This is a genomic window from Rhodanobacter sp. FW510-R10 (assembly GCF_058781105.1).
The window spans coordinates 948,227-971,651 of the sequence record NZ_JBYSWL010000001.1; the positions used below are offsets into that span (position 1 = coordinate 948,227).

Sequence of the window (23,425 nt, forward strand, 5' to 3'; positions counted from 1 at the left end):
GCGGCCGTAGTGCCAAAGGTCACATGTCGCTTGAATCCAATTGGTGGGAGCATCCGGGCATCGCATGGAGGAGGACTGCGCCGTGGCGTCACTGGTCAAGACAGCGCTACTGCGCGCCCTGGGCATCGTGCTGGCATGCGGTATCGCCGGCGTCGCCAGTGGTCCCGCGCAGGCCCAGGTCAGTCCCGCGCTGCTGCAAGGCATGCAATGGCGCAACGTCGGGCCATTCATTGCCGGCCGGGTGAGCTCGGTGGCGGGCGTGGACGGGCAGCCGGCCATTGCCTACATGGGTGCCGACGACGGCGGCGTCTGGAAGACCGAGAACGCCGGCATCACCTGGGTGCCGCTCACCGACGCGGTGCACGAGATCCGCGGCGTCACCGCGCTGGCCGTGGCGCAGTCGCAGCCGCAAACGATCTATGCCGGGACCGGCAGCATCTTCGGCTCGGCCTACAGCAGCGGCGTTTGGACGTCCACCGACGCCGGCGCGCACTGGCAGAGCGCGGGCCTGCGCGATGCGGGCCCCATCGCCGCGTTGCTGGTCGACCCGCACGATCCGCACCTGCTGCTGGCTGCCACGCGGGGCATGCCGTTCACGCAGGGTGGCCAGCGCGGCGTGTTCCGCAGCAGCGATGGCGGGCAGAGCTGGCACCGCGTGCTGGATGCCGGCGCGAAATCCGGTGCCACCGGCCTGGCCTGGGCCACGGACCATCCGCAGGTGGTGTTCGCCACGCTGGCGCAGACGTTTCATGCGCCGGGCGCGAAGCGCTCCTTCGCCCATCCGGGGCCGACTGCCTTGTACAAATCCACCGACGCAGGCGTCACCTGGACGCAGGTCGTGGGCCGCAACCAGCCCGCAGCGATCGGTGAGCTGGCAGTTGCCGAGCACACCGGCGCCCAGCGCCTCTACCTGTTGAACCGCAGCGGCCTGTACCGCTCGGACGATGGCGGCGCGAGTTGGTCGCTGGGGACCAAGACGATCTATACCTCGAGCAGGCAGGTCTTGGTCGATCCGGCCGATCCTGACGTGGTCTACACGTTGGGCACGGCTGCCTATAGATCGACCGATGGCGGCCACACCCTCGTCGCATTCAAGGGCGCGCCCGGCGGCGATGATCCCAACCAGTGGTGGATCGACGCGGCCAATCCCCGCCACATTGTCTATGGCGGCGACCAGGGTGCGGTCGTGAGCCTGGATGGTGGCGCGAGCTGGAGCCTCTGGTACAACCAGCCGACCGCACAGGTCTACAAGGTCAGCACCGACAACCGATACCCGTACTGGATCTATGCCACCAAGCAGGACAGCGGCGCAATCGCGGTGGCGAGCCGTGGCCACTTCGGTCAGATCAACGGCTTCTTCGACTGGTTCCAGTTGCCGGGTTGGGAGACCGGCTTCGTCACCCCGGATCCCTCCGATCCCGACCAGATCTTCCTCAACGGTGACCTGGGCTACCTGTCGCGACTGCAGCGCGGCACCTGGCAAGCGCAAATCATCGATCCGGGCGCGGGCAGCATCAGCAACACCAGCGATACTGCCTACCGCCGCGCGGTGGCCGCGCCGATCGTGTTTTCCACCGATGGGCAAACCCTGTACTTCGGCACGCAGAACGTATGGGCGAGCCGCGACCGCGGGACCAGCTGGAACAAACTCAGCCCGGATCTCACCGCGCATCCCGGCAAGGCACCCGAGCCGCCGCCCGAAGGCGTGCACCACGGCGATGCGCTGACCTCCCTGTCGCCGTCGACAGTGCAGGCCGGCGTGCTGTGGACCGGCAGCAACAACGGCGTGGCCTATCTCAGCCGCGATGGCGGCCAGCATTGGCAGGACGTGACCCCGCCCGGCGTCGGCAAGTTTGGCGACGTCAACATCCAGGCCTCGCATTTCGACGCGGCCACGGCGTACGCCTCGGTCGACAACAGCCCCGCCGGCGACGGCACGCCGCACATCTACCGCACGCGGGATTTCGGCAAGACCTGGCAGACGATCGTTGCCGGCCTGCCGACCGACCAGCCGACCGGGAGCTATGTGCGCGTCGTGCGGGAAGATCCCGACAAGCAGGGCTTGTTGTTTGCCGGTACGGAAACCTCGGTCTACGTCTCCTTCGATGACGGCGGGCAGTGGCAGCCGCTGCGCCTGAACCTGCCGACGGCGTCGTATCGCGACCTCAAGATCCACGGCCACGACCTCATTGCCGGCACCTACGGCCGCGCGATCTGGGTACTCGACGACATCACCCCACTCGAGCAGATGAGCACGGTCCTGGCGACCCAGCCGGTGCACTTGTTCCGTCCCGAAACCGCAATCCGCGTCCAGGCCAACGTCAACCAGGACACGCCGTTCCCGGCCGAGGTGCCGCACGCGCCGAATCCGCCGCAGGGCGCGGTCATCGACTACTACCTCGCGCAAGCGGCGCAAGCCGTCGAGCTGCAGGTCCTCGACGCCAGCGGCAACGTGGTGCGCACCTATTCCAGCGCGCCCATCCCGCCGCTCACGCAACCGCTGCCGCCCGTGCAAAGCGACTGGCTGCAGCCACGCTTGCCCTTGCCTGCGACCGCCGGTGCGCATCGCGTGACCTGGGACTTGCGCTGGCCGATTCCGCCGGCCATCCGCGTGAGCTATGGCGACATGATGCAGGCCGTGCCTGGGGGCACGCCATTCGCACCGCAAGGCCCGCTCGCCGTGCCCGGCAACTACACCGTCAGGCTGACCGTGGATGGCGCCACCTCCATGCAGCCCCTGGTGGTGCAAGAAGATCCGCGGATTGGCGGGGCTCACGACGTGCTGGAGGGGATGCGCAAGCAATTGGCCCTGGCCCAGGACGTGGTCGCCGTGATGACCGCCAGCGAAGACGCCTATGCGCAGGGCGTAGCGCTGCAGGCCCGACTTGCCGCACTGCCGGCCGGGGCCACGAACACTGCGGCCAAGACCCTGGAGGAGAGTGTGACCAAGCTCACGGGTCGCGCAGCCGACGCGATGATCAGCCTCTCGGGCAGCAACTACGCCGTGCCCGCCGTCACCGGGCCACTCAGCTTCAGCCGCACCAATGGCCAGGCCTCGGCCTTGCTGAAACTGGTTACCTACCTCAGCGACCGCGCGCCGGTGGCTGCGCAGTACGCGACCTACCAGCAAATCTGCCGCGACTTCAATACGACCGTGGCCGCCTGGCAGGCCCTGCAACCCGCGCTCGCCAAGTTGAATGCGCAGCGTGGACAAGGTATGGGCGCCTCACTGCTGGTGTTGCCGGCACGCCAGAAGCTTTCGTGTTCGCCCCGTGTACCCAATCCCTGACGGTCATTACGACTCCGCAAAGGCGGACACGGCATACCATTGGCAGGAATACAGAGGAGACTTCCATGCCGACGCAACATCTCGCAGGTTCCAGGGTGGGCCGCACATTCGCGCGCGCCAGACGCCCGCTTGCGGTCGCCGTCCTCGCGTGCCTGTTGGGCGCGTGCGGTTCGGGTGGCGCGGGACCAGGCCAGGCGGGACTGAACCAGGCGGTGACACCGGGTGCCGCGGCCGAGGCGGAAGGCGCTTCCGCGTCGGTGGCCATGCCGTGCGTCGAGGCAGCCACGGCCTGTGAGCGTTGGATCACCTATGGCAATGGTCCGGCGCGCTCCATGGTTTTTTCGACCTATGCGCTGGACACCCCGAACCCGAAGGTGACGCGTGCGCTGATCATGGTCCACGGGGCGCTGCGCAATGCAGACCACTATTTCCGTACGGCAACCACGGCGGCTTTCATCGGCAGTGCACTGGACGATACCGTGGTCGTTGCGCCGCACCTGATCGATCGCAGCGATCCGCGCCAGGAGAACGAGGTGGTCTGGCCCGAATACAAGGACAACCCGATCAACTGGCGCGATGGCGGGGTATCCGTGACCGATCCCGGGCTCACCTCGTTCGATTTCGTCGACGCGATCGTGCGCAGGCTGGCCGACAAGAAGAACTTTCCCAACCTCACGCATATCGTGGTGGCCGGGCATTCGGCTGGCGGCCAGTTCACGAACCGCTATGAGATGGCGAACAAGCTGGATGGCACGCTCGATGGCATCACGATGAGCTATGCGGTGGCCAATCCATCGAGTTACGCGTGGCCGTCCGCGGATCGGCCTTTGCCGGTCGGCGACGCCGATCCGAAAGATGCCTACAAGGAGGCGATGAAGGGCGAAACGGTCAGCACCGACTTCAAGTACGGTCCGTTCGATGCGACCAGGGTCCCGACCTACGACCAATGGCCCAAGGGCATGGAAGGCCTCGGTGGTTACGTCAAGGACATGAGCGCCGACCAGTTGCGCAAGCAATTGGCCGAACGCAAGACGACTTATCTGCTCGGCCAGGTGGATGTGCTGCCCCTGGGTGGCTTCGACAGTTCGCCGGGCGCCATGGCCCAGGGACCGACCCGCCGTGCACGGGGAGAGGCTTATGCGAAATACATCCAGGACAACCTGGGCGCGAAGCCCCACGTGATCATTGTTTCCGAGTGTGGACACAACGACCGCTGCATCTACACGACGGGCAACGTGCTGCCGGTCATCTTTCCCAAGTAAGCTGGCGCGTGTGCTGCATGGCAGGGACGGCCTGAGTTGGGGATCGCGACACAATATGGGGCGGGCGGTTCGTCGTCCGCCACTCCATGGGTTTGACAGGGGTAGTTTCTTATGACCAGGTTGACTGCGCTCTTCGTATTTGCCGCGGCGTTGTTGTTGCCGCTGACGCTGCCGGCTGCCGCGCAGAACGCGCCGGATTTCCTGGGTGCGCATTCGGATCTGCACTACCGGATGGTGGGGCCGGCCCGCGGCGGTCGGGTCACGACGGTCACCGGCGTGCCGTCGCAGCCGCGGACGTTCTACATGGGCGTTGCCAGCGGCGGGCTGTGGAAGACGACGGATGCGGGCGCGAGCTGGGTGCCGATCTCGGACGGGCAGATACCCGTCGGGTCCATGGGCTCGGTCGACGTGTCGTTGTCCAATCCGAACATCGTCTATGTGGGTACGGGCTCCGAGGGCATCCGCAGCAACGTGTCCACGGGCCGGGGCGTCTACAAGTCCACGGATGCGGGTGCCACGTGGCAGTTTGTCGGCTTGCGCGATGCGGGCCAGATCGGCGCGGTGCGCATCGATCCGACGAACCCGGACGTCGTGTATGTCGCTGCGGTCGGCAACGCGTTCACGGACAATGCCGAGCGCGGCGTCTTCCGCACGCGTGACGGCGGCAAGACCTGGCAAAAAATACTGTTCGTTTCCAACAGCGTGGGTTCCTCGGATCTCGAGTTCCAGCCCGGCAACCCGAACGTCATCTACGCCGGCATGTGGCACGGGCAACGCAAGCCCTGGACCATCATCAGTGGATCGACCGATGGCGGGCTGTACAAGAGCACGGACGGCGGCGACCACTGGGCGAGAATGTCCAATGGCTTGCCCGCGGGCCTGTTCGGCAAGAGCAACCTCGCCGTCACCGCGGCGAATCCGCAGCGGGTGTACGCCCTGATCGAGGCCAAGCCCGGTGGTGGTTTGTACCGTTCCGACGACGCCGGCGCGCATTGGGCGCTGGTGACCTCCAAACCAGAGCTCATCACCCGGCCGTTCTACTACACCACGCTCGCGGCCGACCCGACGAATGCGGACGTGGTCTACGCTGGCGCCGAAGGCTTCTTCAAATCGACCGATGCGGGCAAGACCTTTGCCCGCCTGCCGACCCCGCACGGCGACAACCACGACATGTGGATCAACCCGCACGACGGCAAGGTGATGATCCAGGCCAACGATGGCGGCGCGAATGTCTCCTTCGACGGCGGGCACACCTGGTCCACGCAGTACAACCAGCCCACCGCGGAAATCTACGGCGTGGTGACGGACAACCAGTTTCCCTATCGCCTGTACGGAGCGCAGCAGGACAGCACCACCTTGATCGTGCCGAGCCTGCCGCTGAACACCGGGCAGGTCGAGGAATGGCGCACCGGACCCGGCTGCGAGACGGGACCGATCATGCCGAACATCAGCGACCCCGACATCGTGTATGGCTCGTGCAAGGGCCAGTTCAGCCGCATGTCGCTCAAGTCCGGGCAGGAACAGCAGTATTGGGTCGGTGCGCAGTCGCTGTATGGCGTGCCGCCGGGCCAGCTCACCTATCGCTTCCAGCGCACCTCGCCGATGGAGCTCTCTCCCCACGACGCGCATGTCATCTACTACGGTTCGCAGTACGTGCATCGCAGCCGCGACGAAGGCGTCACCTGGGAGCGCATCAGCCCGGACCTTACCGCGCACGACCCGCGCTACATGAAGATGATCAGCGGCACGCCGATCACCCGCGACATGACCGGCGAGGAGATGTACGCCACGCTGTACGCGATCCGCGAGTCACCGCTGCAAAAGGGACTCATCTGGACTGGCGCCAACGACGGTCCGGTCTACGTCACGCAGGATGACGGCAAGACCTGGACCAACGTCACGCCCAAGGGCCTGCCGCCGGGCGGACGCGTGCAGTATCTGGAACCCTCGCCGCATCGCGCCGGCTCGGCCTACATCGCCGTATACCGCTACCTGATGGGCGATTTTGCACCCTACATCTACCGCACCGACGACTACGGCAAGAGCTGGACGCGGCTCACCGATGGCAAGAACGGCATCCCGGCCGACGATCCGACGCGCGTGGTGCGCGAGGATCCCTCGCGCGAGGGCCTGCTCTACGCCGGCACCGAGTTTGGCCTGTATGTGTCCTTCGACAACGGCGGCCATTGGGAGTCCTTGCAGCTCAACCTGCCGGTGACGCCAGTCACCGACATCACGGTGCACAACAAGGATCTGGTGCTGGCCACCCAGGGCAGGGCGTTCTGGATCCTCGATGACCTGACACCACTGCACCAGTGGAATGATGCGATCAAGGCTGGCAATGCGCATTTGTTCCAACCGCGCGATGCCTACCGCATGTACTACCGCGCAGGCGGCGGCATGTTCGGCATCGGGCCGGGCACCCCGGCCACGGCGGTCCCGCAGTATCCGCCGCCGGGCGCGATGATCGACTACTACTTCGCGCAGCAGCCGACCGGCAAGGTCACGCTGGAGATCCTCGACGCAAGCGGCAAGACCGTGCGGACCTTCACCGCCGCCGGTGAGCCAGCCAAGGTGGCAGCCCCCAAGCCGGGCCAGGCACCCCTGTGGCATACGGCCGCGGATCTCCCGGCCCACCAGGGCGTCAACCGCTTCATCTGGGACCTGACTTACCCCGCGCCGCTGGGTGAGAAGAGCGGCGGCTTCCGGCCCGCGCGCGGCCCGATTGCCGTACCGGGTGCGTACAGCGTGCGCCTGACCGTCGACGCCTCCGCGGGCGCAGCGGCATGGACGGAGACCCAGTCCCTGGTGCTGAAGGCAGACCCGCGCAGCGCCGTCAACGGCGTGACGCTGGCCGACATGCAGCAGCAATTCGAGCACAACATGCGCGTGCGCGACCTGGTCTCGGATGTCAACCTGGCGGTGCAGCGACTGAAGGCGGCACAGGCCAGGTTGAAGGACGCGAGCAGTGCGGCGGACAAGGCCAGGCTGCGTGAACTGGACGCCATCGCGGCCAAACTGGAGACCCCGCCCGTGCGTTACAGCGAGCCCCAGTTGCAGGGCAACATCACCTACCTTTACGGCATGACCGATGGTGCTGACCAGAAAATCGGGCACGACGCGATCGACCGTTACCAGACGCTGCGTGCGGCGCTGGATGTGCAGTTGGCAGCATTGCAGAAGGTGCTTGGTCCGGTGCCGGCGAAATAGGTGAGTACGCTGGTCTGCCGGCCGGTTGCCTCAGGTCTTGGCATGGCGCCGCGGCGCCATGCCGCGCAGGCTGATATTGTTGGCGTCGGCGTCGCGGGTTACGCGCGGTCGCGACCGATGACCGCGCCGCTGCCTCCACCGTCGTCATGACAAGGACTCGAGGGACATCGCCCATGCGTGCATTTGCAATGAAGTCGTTGTGTTGCCGGTTTTGGCTGCCGGCCTTGTTGTTGGCGTTCGCCGCATCGACGCAGGCGCAACCGGCGGTGTCCGCGGCCGAACACGCGCGGCTGCAGGCCACGGCGCAGGCAGTGACGATCACCCGCGACAACTGGGGTGTGGCGCACGTACACGGCAAGACCGATGCCGACGCGGTGTTCGGCATGATCTACGCGCAGTGCGAGGACGACTTCAACCGCGTCGAGAGCAACTATCTCACCGCACTCGGCTGGACCGCGCAGGCCGACGGCGAGGCCGCGATCTGGCAAGACCTGCGCCAGCAGCTCTTCATCGACCCGGTGGTGCTGAAGAAGCTGTACAAGCAAAGCCCGGCCTACCTGCGCAAGCTGATGGATGCCTGGGCCGACGGCATGAACTGGTACCTGGCCAGCCATCCAGACGTCCAGCCGAAAGTCATCACGCACTATGAGCCGTGGATGGCGCTGGCCTTCACCGAGGGCAGTATTGGTGGCGACACCGAACGCGTGGAGCTGAAGCCGCTGGCGGCGTTCTACGGTGACAAGCACCCGGCGCTGGCTGCCGCCGAACCCGCCAGCTGGGCCGAGCCGACGGGTTCTAATGGCATCGCGATTGCACCCAAGCTCACGACCGACGGGCATGCGCTGCTGCTGATCAACCCCCACGTCACGTTCTATTTCCGCAGCGAATCGCAAATGTCCAGCGACGAAGGGCTGGATGCCTATGGCGCATCGACCTGGGGCCAGTTCTTCATCTACCAGGGCTTCAACCAGCACATTGGCTGGATGCACACGTCCACCGGCGTCGACGCCGTGGACGAATTTGCCGAAACCATCGTGCACAAGGATGGCAAGCTGTTCTATCGCTACGGCAAGGAACTGCGGCCGGTCACCACGCGGCAGATCACGGTGCGCTATCGCGCCGGCGACGGCACGATGCAGTCGCGCGTGTTCACCGGGTATTTCACCCATCACGGCCCGATCGTGCGCGAGGAGAATGGCAAGTGGATTGCCGAGGCACTGATGAACCGGCCGATCCCGGCGCTGGAGCAGAGCTGGCTGCGCACCAAGGCGACCGATTACGCCAGCTACATGAAGGTGGCCGAGCTCAAGGCGAATTCCTCGAACAACACCTTGTTTGCCGACGACAAGGGCAACATCGCATTCCTGATGCCGCAGTTCATCCCCAAGCGGGACAACCGTTTCGATTACACCAAGCCGGTCGACGGCAGCGATCCGGCCACCGATTGGCAGGGGCTGACGCCGCTGGCGGACATGCCCAGCGTCGTCAATCCGCCGAACGGCTGGGTCTTCAACACGAACGACTGGCCATATTCGGCGGCAGGCAAGTACAGCCCGAAGCAGGCGGACTATCCGCGCTACATGGACACGTTTGGCGAGAACCCGCGCGGCCTGCACGCGACGCGACTGCTCACCGACGCGAACGGCTTCAGCATTCCATCGCTGATCACGAAGGCGTTCGATTCCTACCTGCCGGCCTTCGCGCGGCAGCTGCCGCCGCTGCTTGCCGATTACGATGCGCTCGCCGCGAACGATCCACTGCGCGCGAAATTGGCCGGCCCGATCGGCCTGCTGCGCAGCTGGGACTACCGTTGGGGCATCGCCTCCATGCCGACCACCCTGGCCGTGTTCTGGGGCGACACGCTGTGGGATGAGGTCAGCAAGGCCGACACCGCCGAGGGCCTGTCGCGTTATGACGCGATGGCCGACAAGGCCGGGGCCAAGGCACGCCTGGGCGCGCTGGCCGAAGCTGTCGAACGGCTGCAACAGGATTTCGGCAGTTGGGGCGTGCCCTGGGGCGAGGTCAACCGATTCCAGCGCCTGGACGACACGCTGACGCCGCATTTCGATGATGCCAAGCCGAGTATCCCGGTGCCGTTCACGTCCTCGCGCTGGGGCTCGCTGGCCTCGTTTGGCGCCCACCGCTGGCCCGGTACCAGGCGCTTCTACGGCAACAGCGGCAACAGCTTCGTCGCCGCGGTTGAATTCGGGCCCAAGGTGCGTGCGCGCGCGATCAAGGCGGGCGGCCAGAGTGGCCATGCCGATTCAGCGCACTTCACCGACCAGGCAAACCGCTATGCGACGGGCAACCTGCGCCCGGTCTATTTCTGGCCCGAGGAGCTCAAGGACCATACCGAGCGCGTCTATCATCCCGGCTCTTGAAGGGCTCTGAATAATCGTATCTTCGTCACTCCTGTACCGCATCGTCATTCCCGCGAAAGCGGGAATGACGATGCGGTAGATTGGCCACGGCTTTTCCAGTTTGAATTTGCGAGGATGCGATGGGCCTGCCGACTGTCGAACACGAGACTGGTCCCAACCCGACCCACAGCATCATCTGGCTGCATGGGCTGGGTGCCGACGGCAATGATTTCGCACCGATCGTGCCGGAGCTGGTGGATCCCTCTTGGCCGCCACTGCGTTTCGTCTTTCCGCACGCGCCAGTGCGGCCGGTGACAGTCAACAACGGCATGCCGATGCGTGCGTGGTACGACATTGCGGGGTTCGACCTCATGGCGCGCCAGGACGAAGCAGGCGTGCGGGCTTCGATTGGCGAAGTGGAAGCGCTCATCGTCCGTGAGCACGAGCGCGGCGTGCCGAGCAGACGCATCGTGCTGACCGGATTCTCGCAAGGCGGCGCGATCGCGCTTGCCGCCGGACTGCGTCACGCGCAGACGCTGGCTGGCATCGTTGCCCTGTCAACCTATGTTCCGATCCACACCACGCTGGCCGCGGAGCGCAGCGCTGCCAATGCCGCGACGCCGATCTTCTGGGGTCACGGCACCGCCGATCCTGTCGTGGTGATGCGGCGCGGCGCGGAATCCCGCGATCAGTTGCGCGCGCTCGGCTACAGCGTCGATTGGCATGTCTACCCGATGGGGCACGCGGTCTGCGCCGAGGAAATCGGCGACTTGCGCGCCTGGCTGGGAGAAAAGGTGTCAGGGTCATTTTTCGAACGGCGGTCCAGACCAATTGCAGGAGACGGGGTCGAAAAATGACCCTGACACCTTTTCTGCTGCGGCATACTGGCGCGCATGCAGCCGGCCAAAACAACTTCACGCTCACCCGCAGCGAACCCCTCGCACAGTCCGTTGCCGGACTTTTGCGACTTGCCGGCGCTGTTCGCGTTGTTCGTGGTGGGTGCGCTGACGGTCACCATCATGTGGCTGGCGCGCGATGCGCCGCGAGACTGGGCGGCCTACAGCGTGGGCATGCTGTTCGTCACCTGGCTCGCCCTGGTCATGACCGTGGCGCTGTGCAAGCTGCGCCCATTCCTGCAGCGCCTGCCCGGCCGCCTGCCCTATGTCGGCGTGTGGCTGCTCCTGGTGTTGATCGTGCAAGTGGCGAGCGGCATTGCCAGTTGGCTGGATACGTCGCTGAGTACCGGGCTGATCCGCGCCGATTTGCCGGAGTTCGTGCGCGACAACGTGGTCATCGCGGCCCTGCTCGGCGCGGCGATGTTGCGTTACTTCTACGTGCTGGCGCAGTGGCAGGCACGCCTGGCTGCGGTTTCACGCGCCCAGGTGGAAGCCTTGCAGGCCCGCATCCGACCGCATTTCCTGTTCAACAGCATGAACACCGTGGCGGCCTTGATCCGGGTCGACCCCGCCGGCGCCGAACGCACCGTGGAGGATCTGTGCGAGCTCTTCCGTGCCGCGCTCGACCAGCATGACGCTGGAGACGGCACGCTGGGCGAGGAGCTGGAGTTGATCGAGCGTTATCTCGGGATCGAACAGTTGCGACTGGGCGAGCGCCTGCATGTCCACCGCGAGCTGGATGACCTGCCGGCCGGCTTCCCACTGCCGCGCCTGCTGTTGCAGCCGCTGGTGGAGAATGCCGTGCGCCACGGCATCCAGCCGCTGCGCGGGGGCGGCGAGATCAGCCTGCGTGGCGAACGGCTGGGTACCGGCGTGCTGATCGAGATTCGCAACCCCTTGCCCGACACGGCCTCGACTCCCGGCAACGGCCACGGCCTGGACAACGTGCGCCAGCGCATCGCCTACCGCTACGGCGCGCAAGCCAGCATGCAGACTGGTGCGCAGCAGGGTCAGTTCGTGGTGACGCTGCAGCTGCCCGGCGCGCAGCCATGAGCCGCGTGCTGATCGTTGACGACGAGCCCTTGGCGCGGGCCCGCCTGGCCGCACTGCTCCGTGAATGCGAAGGTGTCGAAGTCGTGGGAGCGCTCGCAGAAGGCGAGCGCGCGCTGGTCGCCGCCCACGAACTGCAGCCGGAGATCGTGCTGCTCGACATCAACATGCCCGGCCTCGACGGCATGGCCGTGGCCCAGCGCTGGATGGGCAAGGGGCGCCCGCAGGTGATCTTCTGCACGGCCTACGACACGCATGCGCTGGAGGCCTTCGAGCTCGATGCCATCGACTACCTGCTCAAGCCGGTGCGCCTGGAGCGTTTGCGCGTCGCGCTGGTGCGCGCCCAGCGCCGCCTCGCCGAGGCCGCCGAGGAGCCTCCGGTCTATCTGCGTGGGCGGCTGGGCAGCGAGGAAATCCGCGTGTTGCTGGACGACGTGATCTGCCTGCTGGCCGAGGAAAAATACGTCGTGGTCAGGCACCGCCATGGCGAGTTGCTGATCGAGGAGTCGCTGCGCCAGCTGGAGGACGCCTATCCGCAGCTGCTGGTCCGGCTGCACCGCAATTGCCTGGTGCCGCCCGCGCGCCTGCTGGGCTTGAAGACCCTGGGTGACGGCCGCGTCCTCGCGCGCCTGGATGGCACCGATTTCGCGCCCGAAGTCAGCCGGCGCAATCTCGCCGTCGTGCGCCGCCTGCTGCGGCTGTGAAGGAGAGGGGTCAGCGTCATTTTTCGACCTGCGGTCGGAACCGGTTGGTGGATGCGGCGTCGAAAAACGACGCTGACCCCTTTTCCTCTCTTCGTGGCAGCATGGTGGAGGAGGTAAAGACATGACTCAGGCATTCAAGGTGGGCGATCACGTGCGCTGGAACTCCGAGGCGGGGCACGTCAGCGGCAAGATCATCAAGGTGCACACCAGCGATACCGAGTACAAGGGCCACATGCACCGCTGCAGCAAGGACGATCCGCAGTACGAGATCAAGAGCGACAAGACCGAGCACATCGCCCTGCACAAGGGCTCGGCGCTGCACAAGATCGAGTGAGCCGTGAAAAGGGATCAGCGTCATTTTTCGGGCAACGGTCACGGTCAGGCGGAGGATGCCGGGTCGAAGAATGACCCTGCCTCGAATGGCACTTACTTAAGCGCGAAACCTCACTTTTCGTCATTCCCGCGGAGGCGGGAATCCATGGACTACGCCCGCTTTCGAGTCATACAAAGGCACTGGATCCCCGCCTTCGCGGGGATGACGGGGCTTAAGTAAGTGTCGTTCGACACTGACCCCTTTTCCGACGGCGTGCCGCGCATCTGGACCATCGGCCATTCCACGCGCACGTTGGAAGAGTTCCGCGGCCTGCTCGGGCATTACGCGATTGAGGCCCTTGCAGACATCCGCCGCTTTCCCGGGTCGCGCCGTTACCCGTACTTCCAGCGCGACGAACTGGCCGTGAGCCTGCCGGCGCAGGGCATTGCCTACCGCTGGTTGCCGCAGTTGGGTGGACGCCGCCAGGTACGGCGTGGCTCGCGCAACACCGCCTGGCGCAACGCCTCGTTCCAGGGTTACGCGGACTATATGGAGAGCCCTGAATTTGCCGAGGGCGTGGCCGAGCTGCTCGACTTTGCGCGCGGCCGCCGCACCACGGTCATGTGCGCCGAGGCGGTGTGGTGGCGCTGCCACCGCTCGATGCTCGCCGATTTTCTCAGCGTGCGCGGCATCGAGGTCATCCACATCATCGACGAACGCCACGGCAACCCGCACCCCTACACCGCGCCCGCCCGCATCGTGGATGGCCGGTTGACCTACGAGGCCGACCGCGGGGCACCACTGAAGGCCGGCAAGCCGCCCGCCGCGAGGTGTTGAGCACCGGTGAACCGCAGTTCCATTGGCGACAAACCCGTGGGAGCCTGCTGGTGGAATGCACCCAATCCCCCTGAACACCAGCTCCGTGTTCGACCGGCACGAACGGCGAGTGCTGACGCTGGACGACTTGTTCGTCGATCCAATGGCTGCGCCCGACACGCTTGCGGCCTACGCGCACGGCGTTGCAGCGGGATCTGCCGGCACAGGCGTCCCCATCGCCTCCACTGAGCGGCGCAGTCGACCTTATTCCTTTTTGACTGCGTGGCCGCCAAATTCGTTGCGCATCGAGGCCAGCAGCTTGTCGGCAAACGAGTCGCTGTCGCGCGAGCGCAGGCGCTCGATCAGTGCCGCGGTGATGATGGGCGCCGGCACGTCGAGCTCGAGTGCGGCGGCGACGGTCCAGCGGCCTTCGCCGGAGTCCACGACGTAGGGGGCGACGCCGTCCATTTCCGGGTTCTTGCCCAGCGCGTCGGTGGTCAGCTCCAGCAGCCAGGAGCGCACCACGCTGCCGTAGCGCCAAATCTCGCCGATCTGATGCAGGTCGAGGCCGAATTCCTGCTTGTGCTTCAGGATCGAGAAGCCCTCGGCGTAGGCCTGCATGAGCCCGTATTCGATGCCGTTGTGCACCATCTTGGTGAAGTGGCCGGAACCGACCGGACCGACGTGGCCCCAGCCCTGGTCCTTGCCCGGCGCCAGTGTCTCGAAGATGGGCCGCAGCGCTTCGACGGTCTTGGGGGCGCCGCCGACCATCATGCTGTAGCCCTCTTTCAGGCCCCAGACGCCGCCGCTGGTGCCGCAATCGACATAGCCGAGGCCGTGGTCGGCGTACACCTTCGCGCGGCGCAGCGTGTCCTGGTAATTGGAGTTGCCGCCGTCGATCACCGTGTCGCCCTTGGCCAGCAGCGGCAGCAGCGCATCGACCGTGTCGTCGGTGATCTTGCCCGATGGCACCATCAGCCACAGGACGCGCGGCGGCTGCAGCGCCTGGACCAGGGCCTGCAGCGTGTCGGCCGAGGCTGCGCCATGTTGCTCCAGCGCCTTGCGTGCGGCCGCGTTGGGATCGAAGCCCGTTACCCCATGGCCGCCAAGCAGCAGGCGTTGCGCCATGTTGGCGCCCATCTTGCCCAAACCAATCATGCCCAGTTTCATGTCAATCTCCTCGAGTCCATCCCGCATCGTGCAACCAGCGTCGCCAACGCGGCGTGATGGCCGGACGTCCGAGCGCGCGCGCGCAGGCCTCGGCGGCCTTGGTGATCGCCTCGGCCTGGGTCGGGTACGGGTGCATGACCCGGCCCAGGGCACACAAGCCTATGCCTCCTTGCATGGCCAGGGTGATTTCGTTGATCATCTCCCCGGCATGGCGCGCCACGATCGTGGCGCCGAGGATATGGTCGCTGCCTTCGCGCACGTGGATCTTGACGAAGCCGGCCTCCTCGCTGTCGGCCACCGCGCGGTCGACATCGTGCATCAGGATGGTATAGGTCTTGACCGGTATGCCGCGTGCGCGTGCCTGGCGCACGTAGATGCCCACGTGGGCAATTTCCGGATCGGTGTACGTGCACCAGGTGGTGATGAGGCTGCTCAGGCGCTCGCGTCCGCCTTGGAGCGCGTTGCGCACGGCCATGCGCGCACTGGCGTCGGCGGTGTCGTTGAACTTGTCTTCCAGGCAGACATCGCCGGCGGCGTAGATGCGCGGGTTGCTGCTGCGCAGGAAATCGTCCACGTGCACGCCGCGCGCGGCGTCGTAGGCGACCCCGGCGGCCTCGAGGCCCAGGCCCTCGACGCTGGGCACGCGGCCGGCGCCGGTCAGGATTGCGTCGACCGCGATCGTGCTGTGGTAATCGTCGCTGACCAGGTCGGCGAGTTTTTCCCCGTTTTCTTCGCGCACGCGCACCACCTGGGTGTTGAGGCGCACCGCGATGCCGTCGTGTGCCAGGGCGGCGGAGAGGATCTGGGCCGCGTCGCGTTCCTCGCGTGGCAGGAACAGCGGCCAATGCTGGACGATGGTGGTGTGCGCGCCGAAGCGGCAAAAGGCCTGCGCCATCTCACAGCCGAGTGGACCACCGCCGATCACGAGCAGGCGCGGTGGCAGCGTGGTCAGGTCAAAGACGCTGGCATTGGTGTAATAGCCGGCCGCCACCAGGCCGGGAATCGGCGGCGTGTCCGGCCGCGCACCGGTGGCGACCAGCGCCTTGCCGAAGCGCAACTGGGTGGTACCGACCTGCAGGCTGTCCGGCCCGGTGAAGCGGCCCAGGCCATAGAACACGTCGACGCCCGCGGCGGCCAGGTCGGCAGCCGAGCAGGTCCGGCTGAGCCGGGCGCGGATTGCGCGCATGCGCTGCATCACGGCGGGGAAGTCGACGCGGATGTCGCCGGGGACCTGCGCACCGTAACGTTCCGCGTCGCGCATCTCGGCATACAGGCGCGAGGTACGGATCAGGGCCTTGGATGGGATGCAGCCAATGTTGAGGCAATTGCCGCCAAGCAGGTGGCGCTCGACCAGCGCAACCTTCGCGCCGGCGCGCGCCGCGGCGTGCGCGGCCACCGTGCCCGTGGTGCCGCCGCCGACCACGACCAGGTCGTAGCGCGGTTGTGGCTGCGGGTTGTGCCAGTCAGGCGGGTGCAGGCTGGCCAGGCGTTCGTGCTCGCTGGCATCGTCCGGCACGGAAGGCCGCGGTGGTGCCCGTTCCGGCATGGCGGCAGGAGCGGCCACGGCTACAGCCACCCGCCGCGAAAGCCGGCGCGCTGCAGGCCGCGCCGGATCGCCGGGCAGCCGCGCAGCAGGCGCCAGACCAGGCCGCTGCGCTGGTTTTCGATCATCAGGCTGACGATGCCCTGGTCCAGGCCGAAGTGGCCGGCAGCCACCCAGGCCGGGCCATCGGCAGCGGCCAGGCTCGGGTTGAAGCTGCTGGCAAATTGCCGCTCCGGCAGGATTTCGGGATAGCGCCGCAACATGGCGCGGGTCGCGCGCAGGGCCAGCTCCGGAGCGAACGGCAAGGAGGCCAGCGGCGCCCAGCCGCCGATCGAGCCGTCATCCGGGCCGTAGGGTACGCCGCGCGCGGCGTAGCCAAACAATGGCCGCCCCGTTATGGCCACCGCCGCGGGCGGATCGCTTGGCCCATCGCAGGCGGTCAAGCCCCAGCAATCCTCGGCGTAACCACGGAACGAGTGTGGATTGCGCCGCGCATATTCGCGTTGCACCTCGGTGGCGCGCCGGCTGTTCTCGAAATAGTCGCAGTGCTTTTCGCGCATGAATGCGTCGCGGATGCCGCGAAAGTCGATCCAGGCATGCGAGAACTGGTGGATGAACAGGGGCCCGGCGTAGAGGAAGTCGATGTCGTACAGGTTTTCCCACTGGTAGGTGGCGGTCCACGCCGCATAGTGGCCAAGGTCAATGGCGTGGGTCGGCGAGCCGAGTGCCAGGACGTACAGGATCAGGCCCTCGTTGTAGCCATCCCAGCCGTAGTTGAGGAAGCCGCTTTCCGGTTTCCAGCCTTGCCGCAGGGTCGTCGCGCCGCCCTGCGCCCAGCACCAGTCGACCCGGCGATAGAGCGTGTCGACGATCGCACGCAATTCGCGTTCTGGCGCCGTGTCCGCGGTGAAATAGCTGGATGCGGTGAGCGCTCCGGCCAGCAGCAGTGCGGTGTCGATCATCGACAACTCGCACTGCCAGGTGCGCTGGCCGCTGTGCATGTCCAGGAAGTGGTAGTAAAAGCCGCGATAGCCCGTCGCGAGCGGCGCCTCGTCCTGCTCGCTGTCGCGGAAGAAGCGCAGGGCGGCGAGGCTGCGGGCGAGCGCCTCGTCGCGGGCCAACCAGCCACGCTCGACCGCGATGGTGTAGGCCGACAAGGCAAAGCCGACCACCGCGATGCTGCACGGCGAGCCCTCGCGCGTGGTGTCGGCAACCAGGCCGTTGGCCGGATTGGCAGCATGCAGGAAATAGTCGATCGCCGCGCGCTGCAGGTGCTCCAGCAAGGCGTCGTCGTCGAGCGCCAGGAGCGCGGCGATGCCCACTTCGGTACCCGCGGCTGGCGCGGCAAGAGCCATGTCCATGTGCGTGGCAATCCTGGTCATGGTCGTCGTGGCTTCACGCGCCGGATGCCTGGTCATGGCGGAGCCAGCCTCCGGTAAAGCCCGCCTGGCGCAAGCCCTGGACCACGGGCCGGGACGAGCGCAGCAGCTTCCACAACATGCCGCTGCGCTGGTTTTCCACCATCAGCAGGATCGGGGCCAGGTTCAGGCCGAAGAAATATGGCGATACCCAGCCGGGCGAAGAAGGAGACGCAGCGTCACTGCAAGTCTGATTGAAGCTGGCCTTGAAACCATACGGATGATGCTCGTGCAACTGCAGGGTATGCATGAAGTGGTGCAGCGTCGGCAACACCACGTCCGGGGCGAATGGCAGCGAGGCGGCCACCACCCACGGCGCAATCGTGCCGTCGTCGACGCCACCGGGTGCGCCGCGGCCGGCGTAGTCGAGGAAGTGCCGCTGCACGCCGTCCACGGTCAGCGTCAAAGGGCCGGGCCCGTCGCTGGCGGTGATGCCCCAGCAGTCGCTACCATAACCCTTGAAGCCAAGCGGGTTGTCGATGGCATAGCGTTGCTGGATCAGGGTGGCGCGCCGGCTGTTCTCGAAGTAGTCGCTACCCTTGTCGCGCATGAACGCGTCCTGGACGCCGCGCAGGTCCAGCCAGATCTGCGACAGTTGGTGGGTGAACAGCGGCCCGCAATAGAGATAGTCGAGGTCGTAGCAATGCTTCCATTCGTAGGTTGACGACCAGGCCGTATAGGCGGCTGGCGGCACCGCATGCGACGGCGAGCCCAAGGCCAGCATGTACAACATCAAGCCCTCGTCGTAGCCCTGCCAGCGGTAGGGGATGAAGCCGTGTTCCGGATACCAGCCATGCCCGATCGTGCCATCGGCCGCCTGCGCCCAGCGCCAGTCGGCACGTTCGTAGAGGAACTGCGCGAGCTCGCGGACTTCCCGTTGCGCCGCCGTGTCGGCGTTGAAATAGGCAGCGGCCGTCAACATGCCGGCAAACAGCAGGGCGCTGTCGACCGTCGACAATTCGCAGTGCCAGGCACGGCGTCCGGTCTGCATGTCCAGGAAGTGGTAGTAGAAGCCCCGGTAGCCGGTGGCATTGGCGGCCTTGCCCTGGACGCTGTCGCGGAAGAAACGCAAGGTCTTCAAGGTGCGCGTGAGCGCCGTCTTGTGGCTCATGAGTCCACGTTCGACGGCAACCGGATACGCGCTCAAGGCCAGCCCGGTCGCGGCGATGCTGCACGGCCAATCCGGTGCGGTCTTGTCTGACACCAGGCCGTTTTCGAGGTTGGTCTCGTAGCGGAAATAGGCGAACGCCTTGCTTTGCAGGCGCTGCATCAATTGCGTGGATGGCAGCACACGAGTGGACATGCGGGCGCGAGTCGAAACCTTTGATCGGGATGATGGCGATGGCCGCGGGCGGTGCGATGCACGGTCGCGTTCATCCTACCCTGCCGTGCTTGTTGGTGCAGGTGAATGCCAATGCGTCTGCCCGGGCGAGCGGTATCGGTTGTCTTGACGCCATGCAGGCAGGAATCGGCGCATGCTGGAGCTTGCGTCTGCGCCAGGAGATCGAACCATGACCCCAGCCACCAACTCATCCGGTATGGCCGTCAAGCACTGTCATCTGCTCTCGAATGGCAGTTACCGTGTCCTGCTCGACGCCACGGGTTCGGGCTACAGCCGCTGGCGCGGTGCGGCGGTGACGCGCTGGCGCGAGGACCCGACAACCGATCCTTGGGGCAGCTATCTGTTCCTGCGCGATGAGGAAAGCGGCCGGGCCTGGTCAGTCACGCGGCAACCCTTGGGCACGCCGATGCCTGATGATGAGGTCACGTTTGCTCCCGGTAGTGCGCGCTTCGTGCGTCGCCATCACAGCGTGCACAGCGTGCTCGAGGTCGCGGTCGACCCCGGGCGTGACGTCGAACTGCGCCGGCTCAGCGTGAGCAACCATGGCGACCACACGCGCCGGCTCTCGCTGACCAGTTACGCCGAGCTGGTGCTGGGCCCGGCCGCGGCAGACGACGCCCATCCGGCATTCTCCAAGATGTTCGTCGAGACCGAATGGGATGCGACCCATGCGATGTTGCTGGCGACGCGGCGTCGGCGCGATGTCCATGAGCCGACGCTGTGGCTGGCGCAAGCCATGCAGGTCCTGGGCCGGCCGGTGGACGATGGCTGCGGTTACGAGACCGACCGCGCGCGCTGGCTGGGCCGTGGCCGCACGCTGCGCAATGCGCAGGCCATGCTGCCGGGCGCCCGGTTGGAACGGACGGTGGGTTGCGTGCTCGATCCGGTATCCAGCTTGCGCCAGCATTTCACGTTGGCCCCGCGCGAGAGCGTGACCCTCCTGTTGTGGACCCGAGTCGGCGACAACCGTGCGCAGGCGCTGGCCCTGGCCAGCGAGCTTGGCGATGGCGACAGCGCGGCACGCTTGTTTGCCGCGGCAGGCCAGGAGGCGACTGATCGGCAGCAGCGCCACGCCGTGGATGCGCCATTGCACGATCGTGCCGAACGCTGGTTGGGCGCACTGGTCGGCAACGATGCCGGCGAGCGCGCCATGGCCACGGATCGCCAGCGTGGCCATGGCGGCGCGCCCACGCTGTGGGTCGCCGGCATATCCGGTGACCGGCCCCTGCTGTTGTTGCGGCTGCGCGATGGCGCCGGGCTGGAGCAGGTGCGCGAACTGTTGCGGGTCCAGCGCTGGTGGCAGGCGCAGTATTTCGCGGTGGACGTGGTCTTGCTCAGCGCGGCCGACGGCAGCGCGGATGCCAATGCGCTGGATGCGGCGTTGCAGCCCTTGCTCGACGAGCAGCAGGCGGCGCTGAAGGCACACCCCGCGCAGCCCAAGGCCGAAGTGTTTGCGCTGCGCGAGGACCGCATTGACGCTGGCTTGCGTGACGGCCTGACGGCGTTTGCCCGGGTCGTCCTGGATGCGGCGGCGGCCAAGCCGGCACCAACGCCATCGGCGATTCCGCCGGTCTCCGTGACGCCTGTCCGCGCGACCCGGCCGGCTGCTGCCGCCTCGCCCGAGCCTGGTCCGTTCGAGTTCCCCAATGGCGTTGGTGGCTTCGTGGATGGCGGCCGCAGCTACCGCATCGAGTTGCGGCAAGGACATACCACGCCGGCGCCGTGGATCAACGTGATTGCCAATCCGACGTTTGGCTTCCTCGTCTCGGCCGAGGGGGCCGGCTACACCTGGTCGTTGAACAGCCAGCAGAACCCGCTGACGCCATGGCCGAACGACGCGGTGAGCGACACACCACACGAGGCACTGTACTTGCGCGACGAGGACACTGGCGTGTTGTGGAGTGCCACCGCGCTGCCGATCCGCCTTGCCGACACGGACTACGTCGTGACCCACGGCAAGGGCTGGACCCGCTTTGGCCACGTCACCCATGAGCTGGCCGTGGAGCTCACCCAATGCGTGCCCACCGGCGATTCGATCAAGCTGTCGCGGCTGCGGCTGGTCAACCGCTCGGCGCGCACGCGGCGTTTGCGGGTCACCGCTTATGTCGAGTGGATGCTGGGGGCGAATGGCACGGTGCCGGCACCCTTCGTGGCCACCAGCCGCGATGCGGACACGGGCGCCTTGTTGGCACGCAATCCGTGGCGTCCGGACTTTGCCGACCGCGTGGCGTTCATGGACCTCGGCGGCGTGCAGCAATCGCTGAGTGGCGATCGCGCCGAGCTGCTCGGTACCCTCGGCAGCATGGCGCAACCGGCGGCGCTGCATGGTGGCAAGCCGTTGTCGGGCGCGCTTGGCGCCGGCCTCGATCCCTGCGGCGCGCTGCAAACGGTGATCGAGCTGCCGCCGCACACGGAAATCGACGTATTGTTCCTGCTTGGCGACGCGGCCGATGGGCCCCACGCGCAGGCACTGGTCGCCAAGTACCGCGACCGGGACTTCGATGCGGTACTCCGCGAGGTGGCGGCGCAGTGGTCCGGCGTGCTCGACGCCGTGCAGGTGCACACGCCCGATCGTGCCTTGGACATCATGCTCAACGACTGGCTGCTGTACCAGGTCACCAGCTGTCGCCTGTGGGCGCGCACAGCCGGCTACCAGGCGAGTGGCGCCTATGGCTTCCGCGACCAGTTGCAGGACGTGATGGCCCTGTGCGTCACCCGTCCGGACCTCGCCCGCGAGCACCTGCTGCGCGCCGCCGGGCGCCAGTTCGCGGTCGGTGACGTGCAGCATTGGTGGCTGCCCCCGAAGGGCCAGGGCATCCGTACCCGGATCAGCGACGACCGCATCTGGCTGGCCTACGTGGCGAGCCATTACCTGGCGTTCACCGGCGATGTCGCGCTGCTGGACGAGCCGGTGGCGTTCCTGACCGGGCAGTCCATTGCCGAAGGCGCGACCGATGCCTTCTTCCAGCCGGGCCAGGGCGAGTCGGCGAGCGTCTACGAACACTGCGCGTTGGGCCTGGATTCGAGCTTGGCTCTTGGCGCCCACGCGCTGCCCCTGATGGGCACCGGCGATTGGAACGATGGCTACAACAACGTCGGGGCCCAGGGTCGTGGCGAAAGCGTGTGGCTGGGCTGGTTCCTGTGCGCGGCCATCGCCGCATTCGCACCACTGGCGCGGCAGCGCGGCGACGAGGCGCGGGCGCAGCGCTGGCTGGAGCACGCCGACGCCCTGCGTTCGGCATTGGAGCAGGCCTGGGACGGACAGTGGTATCGGCGGGGTTACTACGACGACGGCGCGCCCTTGGGTTCCAGCAGCAGCCAGGAGTGCTGGATCGACAGCATTGCCCAGTCCTGGAGCACACTCAGCGGCGCGCCGCCCGCACCGCACGCGGCCGCTGCCATGGCGGCAGTGGACCGGCTGCTGGTCGACCATGTCCACCGCCTCTCCCGCCTGTTCACGCCGCCGTTCGATCACGCCAAGGAGAACCCCGGCTACATCAAGGGCTATCCGCCTGGCGTGCGCGAGAACGGCGGCCAGTACACGCACGGCGCCATCTGGACGGTGTTTGCCTGGGCCCAGCTCGGCGACGGTGTGCGCACTGCGGGCACCTTCGACATCCTGAACCCGATCCACCACAGCGACAACCCCGCCGCGGTGCAGCGCTACAAGGTGGAACCATATGTCGCCTGCGCCGATGTCTACGCGGTGGCGCCGCACATCGGGCGCGGAGGCTGGACCTGGTATACGGGCTCCGCGGCGTGGCTGTATCGCGCCGGGCTGGAGGCGCTGCTTGGTTTCCACCTGGATGGGGACAGGCTGCGCGTCGAGCCCTGCATCCCGCCGACCTGGTCGGGTTTCTCGATGACCTGGCAGCGTCGCGGCGCGCAGCACCTGACGCCCTATGCGATCACGGTGGAAAACCCCGACGGCGTTGGCCGGGGGATCAAGCGGCTTGAACTGGACGGCCAGGCGCTGGCTGAAGGCTACGTGCCTTTGGCCGACGATGGTACGGCGCACCTGGTGCGCGTCGTGCTCGGCTGAAGTCCGCAGT

At 66.7% G+C, this 23,425-nt stretch carries 14 protein-coding genes; 10 read left to right on the top strand and 4 right to left on the bottom strand.

The window, feature by feature from the left end:
- The first annotated feature begins 82 nt into the window (after nucleotides 1-82).
- The 9 genes from AC3WJB_RS03920 to AC3WJB_RS03960 all read left to right on the top strand — a co-directional run bounded on the left by AC3WJB_RS03920 (nucleotide 83) and on the right by AC3WJB_RS03960 (nucleotide 13,921).
- Complete coding sequence (locus AC3WJB_RS03920) at nucleotides 83-3,289, top strand: hypothetical protein (RefSeq protein WP_492678910.1); 3,207 nt, start codon at nucleotides 83-85, stop codon at nucleotides 3,287-3,289.
- A 65-nt stretch (nucleotides 3,290-3,354) separates the two neighbouring features.
- Nucleotides 3,355-4,551 carry an alpha/beta hydrolase family protein gene (locus tag AC3WJB_RS03925; protein ID WP_492678912.1) on the top strand — a complete coding sequence of 399 codons (1,197 nt, stop codon included), beginning with the start codon at nucleotides 3,355-3,357 and terminating at the stop codon, nucleotides 4,549-4,551.
- Nucleotides 4,552-4,662: 111 nt separating this feature from the next.
- Entirely contained in the window at nucleotides 4,663-7,761 is a 3,099-nt protein-coding gene (locus tag AC3WJB_RS03930; RefSeq protein ID WP_492678914.1) for a VPS10 domain-containing protein, read from the top strand.
- 173 nt (nucleotides 7,762-7,934) lie between these two features.
- The gene (locus AC3WJB_RS03935) at nucleotides 7,935-10,142 is read left to right on the top strand and encodes a penicillin acylase family protein (protein WP_492678916.1); all 2,208 of its coding nucleotides are present in this window, start codon (nucleotides 7,935-7,937) and stop codon (nucleotides 10,140-10,142) included.
- Between the two features lie 119 nt (nucleotides 10,143-10,261).
- Nucleotides 10,262-10,978: an alpha/beta hydrolase gene (locus tag AC3WJB_RS03940; protein WP_492678918.1), complete on the top strand. Its 717-nt coding sequence runs from the start codon at nucleotides 10,262-10,264 to the stop codon at nucleotides 10,976-10,978.
- 36 nt (nucleotides 10,979-11,014) lie between these two features.
- Nucleotides 11,015-12,070: a sensor histidine kinase gene (locus AC3WJB_RS03945; protein WP_492678920.1), complete on the top strand. Its 1,056-nt coding sequence runs from the start codon at nucleotides 11,015-11,017 to the stop codon at nucleotides 12,068-12,070.
- Nucleotides 12,067-12,771, top strand: a complete 705-nt coding sequence (locus AC3WJB_RS03950) for a LytR/AlgR family response regulator transcription factor (protein ID WP_492678922.1) — start codon at nucleotides 12,067-12,069, stop codon at nucleotides 12,769-12,771. The genes AC3WJB_RS03945 and AC3WJB_RS03950 overlap by 4 nt, the downstream gene beginning before the upstream one ends.
- Before the next feature lie 121 nt (nucleotides 12,772-12,892).
- Entirely contained in the window at nucleotides 12,893-13,105 is a 213-nt protein-coding gene (locus AC3WJB_RS03955) for a hypervirulence associated TUDOR domain-containing protein (RefSeq protein ID WP_492678924.1), read from the top strand.
- A 219-nt stretch (nucleotides 13,106-13,324) separates the two neighbouring features.
- Entirely contained in the window at nucleotides 13,325-13,921 is a 597-nt protein-coding gene (locus AC3WJB_RS03960) for a DUF488 domain-containing protein (protein ID WP_492678926.1), read from the top strand.
- A gap of 243 nt (nucleotides 13,922-14,164) precedes the next feature.
- On the opposite strand, the gene gnd is transcribed toward AC3WJB_RS03960, so the two are convergent.
- From gnd to AC3WJB_RS03980, 4 genes are read right to left on the bottom strand one after another with little or no spacing between them, the layout of a single operon-like run.
- Complete coding sequence (gene gnd, locus AC3WJB_RS03965) at nucleotides 14,165-15,070, bottom strand: phosphogluconate dehydrogenase (NAD(+)-dependent, decarboxylating) (RefSeq protein ID WP_492678928.1); 906 nt, start codon at nucleotides 15,068-15,070, stop codon at nucleotides 14,165-14,167.
- Nucleotide 15,071: 1 nt separating this feature from the next.
- Nucleotides 15,072-16,634, bottom strand: coding sequence for a mercuric reductase (locus AC3WJB_RS03970; RefSeq protein WP_492678930.1), 1,563 nt, complete (start codon nucleotides 16,632-16,634; stop codon nucleotides 15,072-15,074).
- A 2-nt stretch (nucleotides 16,635-16,636) separates the two neighbouring features.
- The gene (locus AC3WJB_RS03975) at nucleotides 16,637-18,031 is read right to left on the bottom strand and encodes a glucoamylase family protein (RefSeq protein WP_492678932.1); all 1,395 of its coding nucleotides are present in this window, start codon (nucleotides 18,029-18,031) and stop codon (nucleotides 16,637-16,639) included.
- Entirely contained in the window at nucleotides 18,009-19,334 is a 1,326-nt protein-coding gene (locus AC3WJB_RS03980) for a glucoamylase family protein (protein ID WP_492678934.1), read from the bottom strand. The genes AC3WJB_RS03975 and AC3WJB_RS03980 overlap by 23 nt, the downstream gene beginning before the upstream one ends.
- Before the next feature lie 208 nt (nucleotides 19,335-19,542).
- Here AC3WJB_RS03980 and AC3WJB_RS03985 point away from each other — a divergent pair, with 208 nt between their 5' ends.
- Nucleotides 19,543-23,415: a GH36-type glycosyl hydrolase domain-containing protein gene (locus AC3WJB_RS03985; protein WP_492678936.1), complete on the top strand. Its 3,873-nt coding sequence runs from the start codon at nucleotides 19,543-19,545 to the stop codon at nucleotides 23,413-23,415.
- The last annotated feature ends 10 nt before the right edge of the window (nucleotides 23,416-23,425 follow it).

Excerpts from the sequence above, each read along its gene's own strand:
- AC3WJB_RS03925 (WP_492678912.1), top strand. The coding sequence starts at position 3,355 with ATGCCGACGCAACATCTCGCAGGTTCCAGGGTGGGCCGCACATTCGCG.
- AC3WJB_RS03930 (WP_492678914.1), top strand. The coding sequence starts at position 4,663 with ATGACCAGGTTGACTGCGCTCTTCGTATTTGCCGCGGCGTTGTTGTTG.
- AC3WJB_RS03935 (WP_492678916.1), top strand. The coding sequence starts at position 7,935 with ATGCGTGCATTTGCAATGAAGTCGTTGTGTTGCCGGTTTTGGCTGCCG.
- AC3WJB_RS03940 (WP_492678918.1), top strand. The coding sequence starts at position 10,262 with ATGGGCCTGCCGACTGTCGAACACGAGACTGGTCCCAACCCGACCCAC.
- AC3WJB_RS03945 (WP_492678920.1), top strand. The coding sequence starts at position 11,015 with ATGCAGCCGGCCAAAACAACTTCACGCTCACCCGCAGCGAACCCCTCG.
- AC3WJB_RS03950 (WP_492678922.1), top strand. The coding sequence starts at position 12,067 with ATGAGCCGCGTGCTGATCGTTGACGACGAGCCCTTGGCGCGGGCCCGC.
- AC3WJB_RS03955 (WP_492678924.1), top strand. The coding sequence starts at position 12,893 with ATGACTCAGGCATTCAAGGTGGGCGATCACGTGCGCTGGAACTCCGAG.
- gnd (WP_492678928.1), bottom strand. The coding sequence starts at position 15,070 with ATGAAACTGGGCATGATTGGTTTGGGCAAGATGGGCGCCAACATGGCG.
- AC3WJB_RS03975 (WP_492678932.1), bottom strand. The coding sequence starts at position 18,031 with ATGACCAGGCATCCGGCGCGTGAAGCCACGACGACCATGACCAGGATT.
- AC3WJB_RS03980 (WP_492678934.1), bottom strand. The coding sequence starts at position 19,334 with ATGTCCACTCGTGTGCTGCCATCCACGCAATTGATGCAGCGCCTGCAA.
- AC3WJB_RS03985 (WP_492678936.1), top strand. The coding sequence starts at position 19,543 with ATGACCCCAGCCACCAACTCATCCGGTATGGCCGTCAAGCACTGTCAT.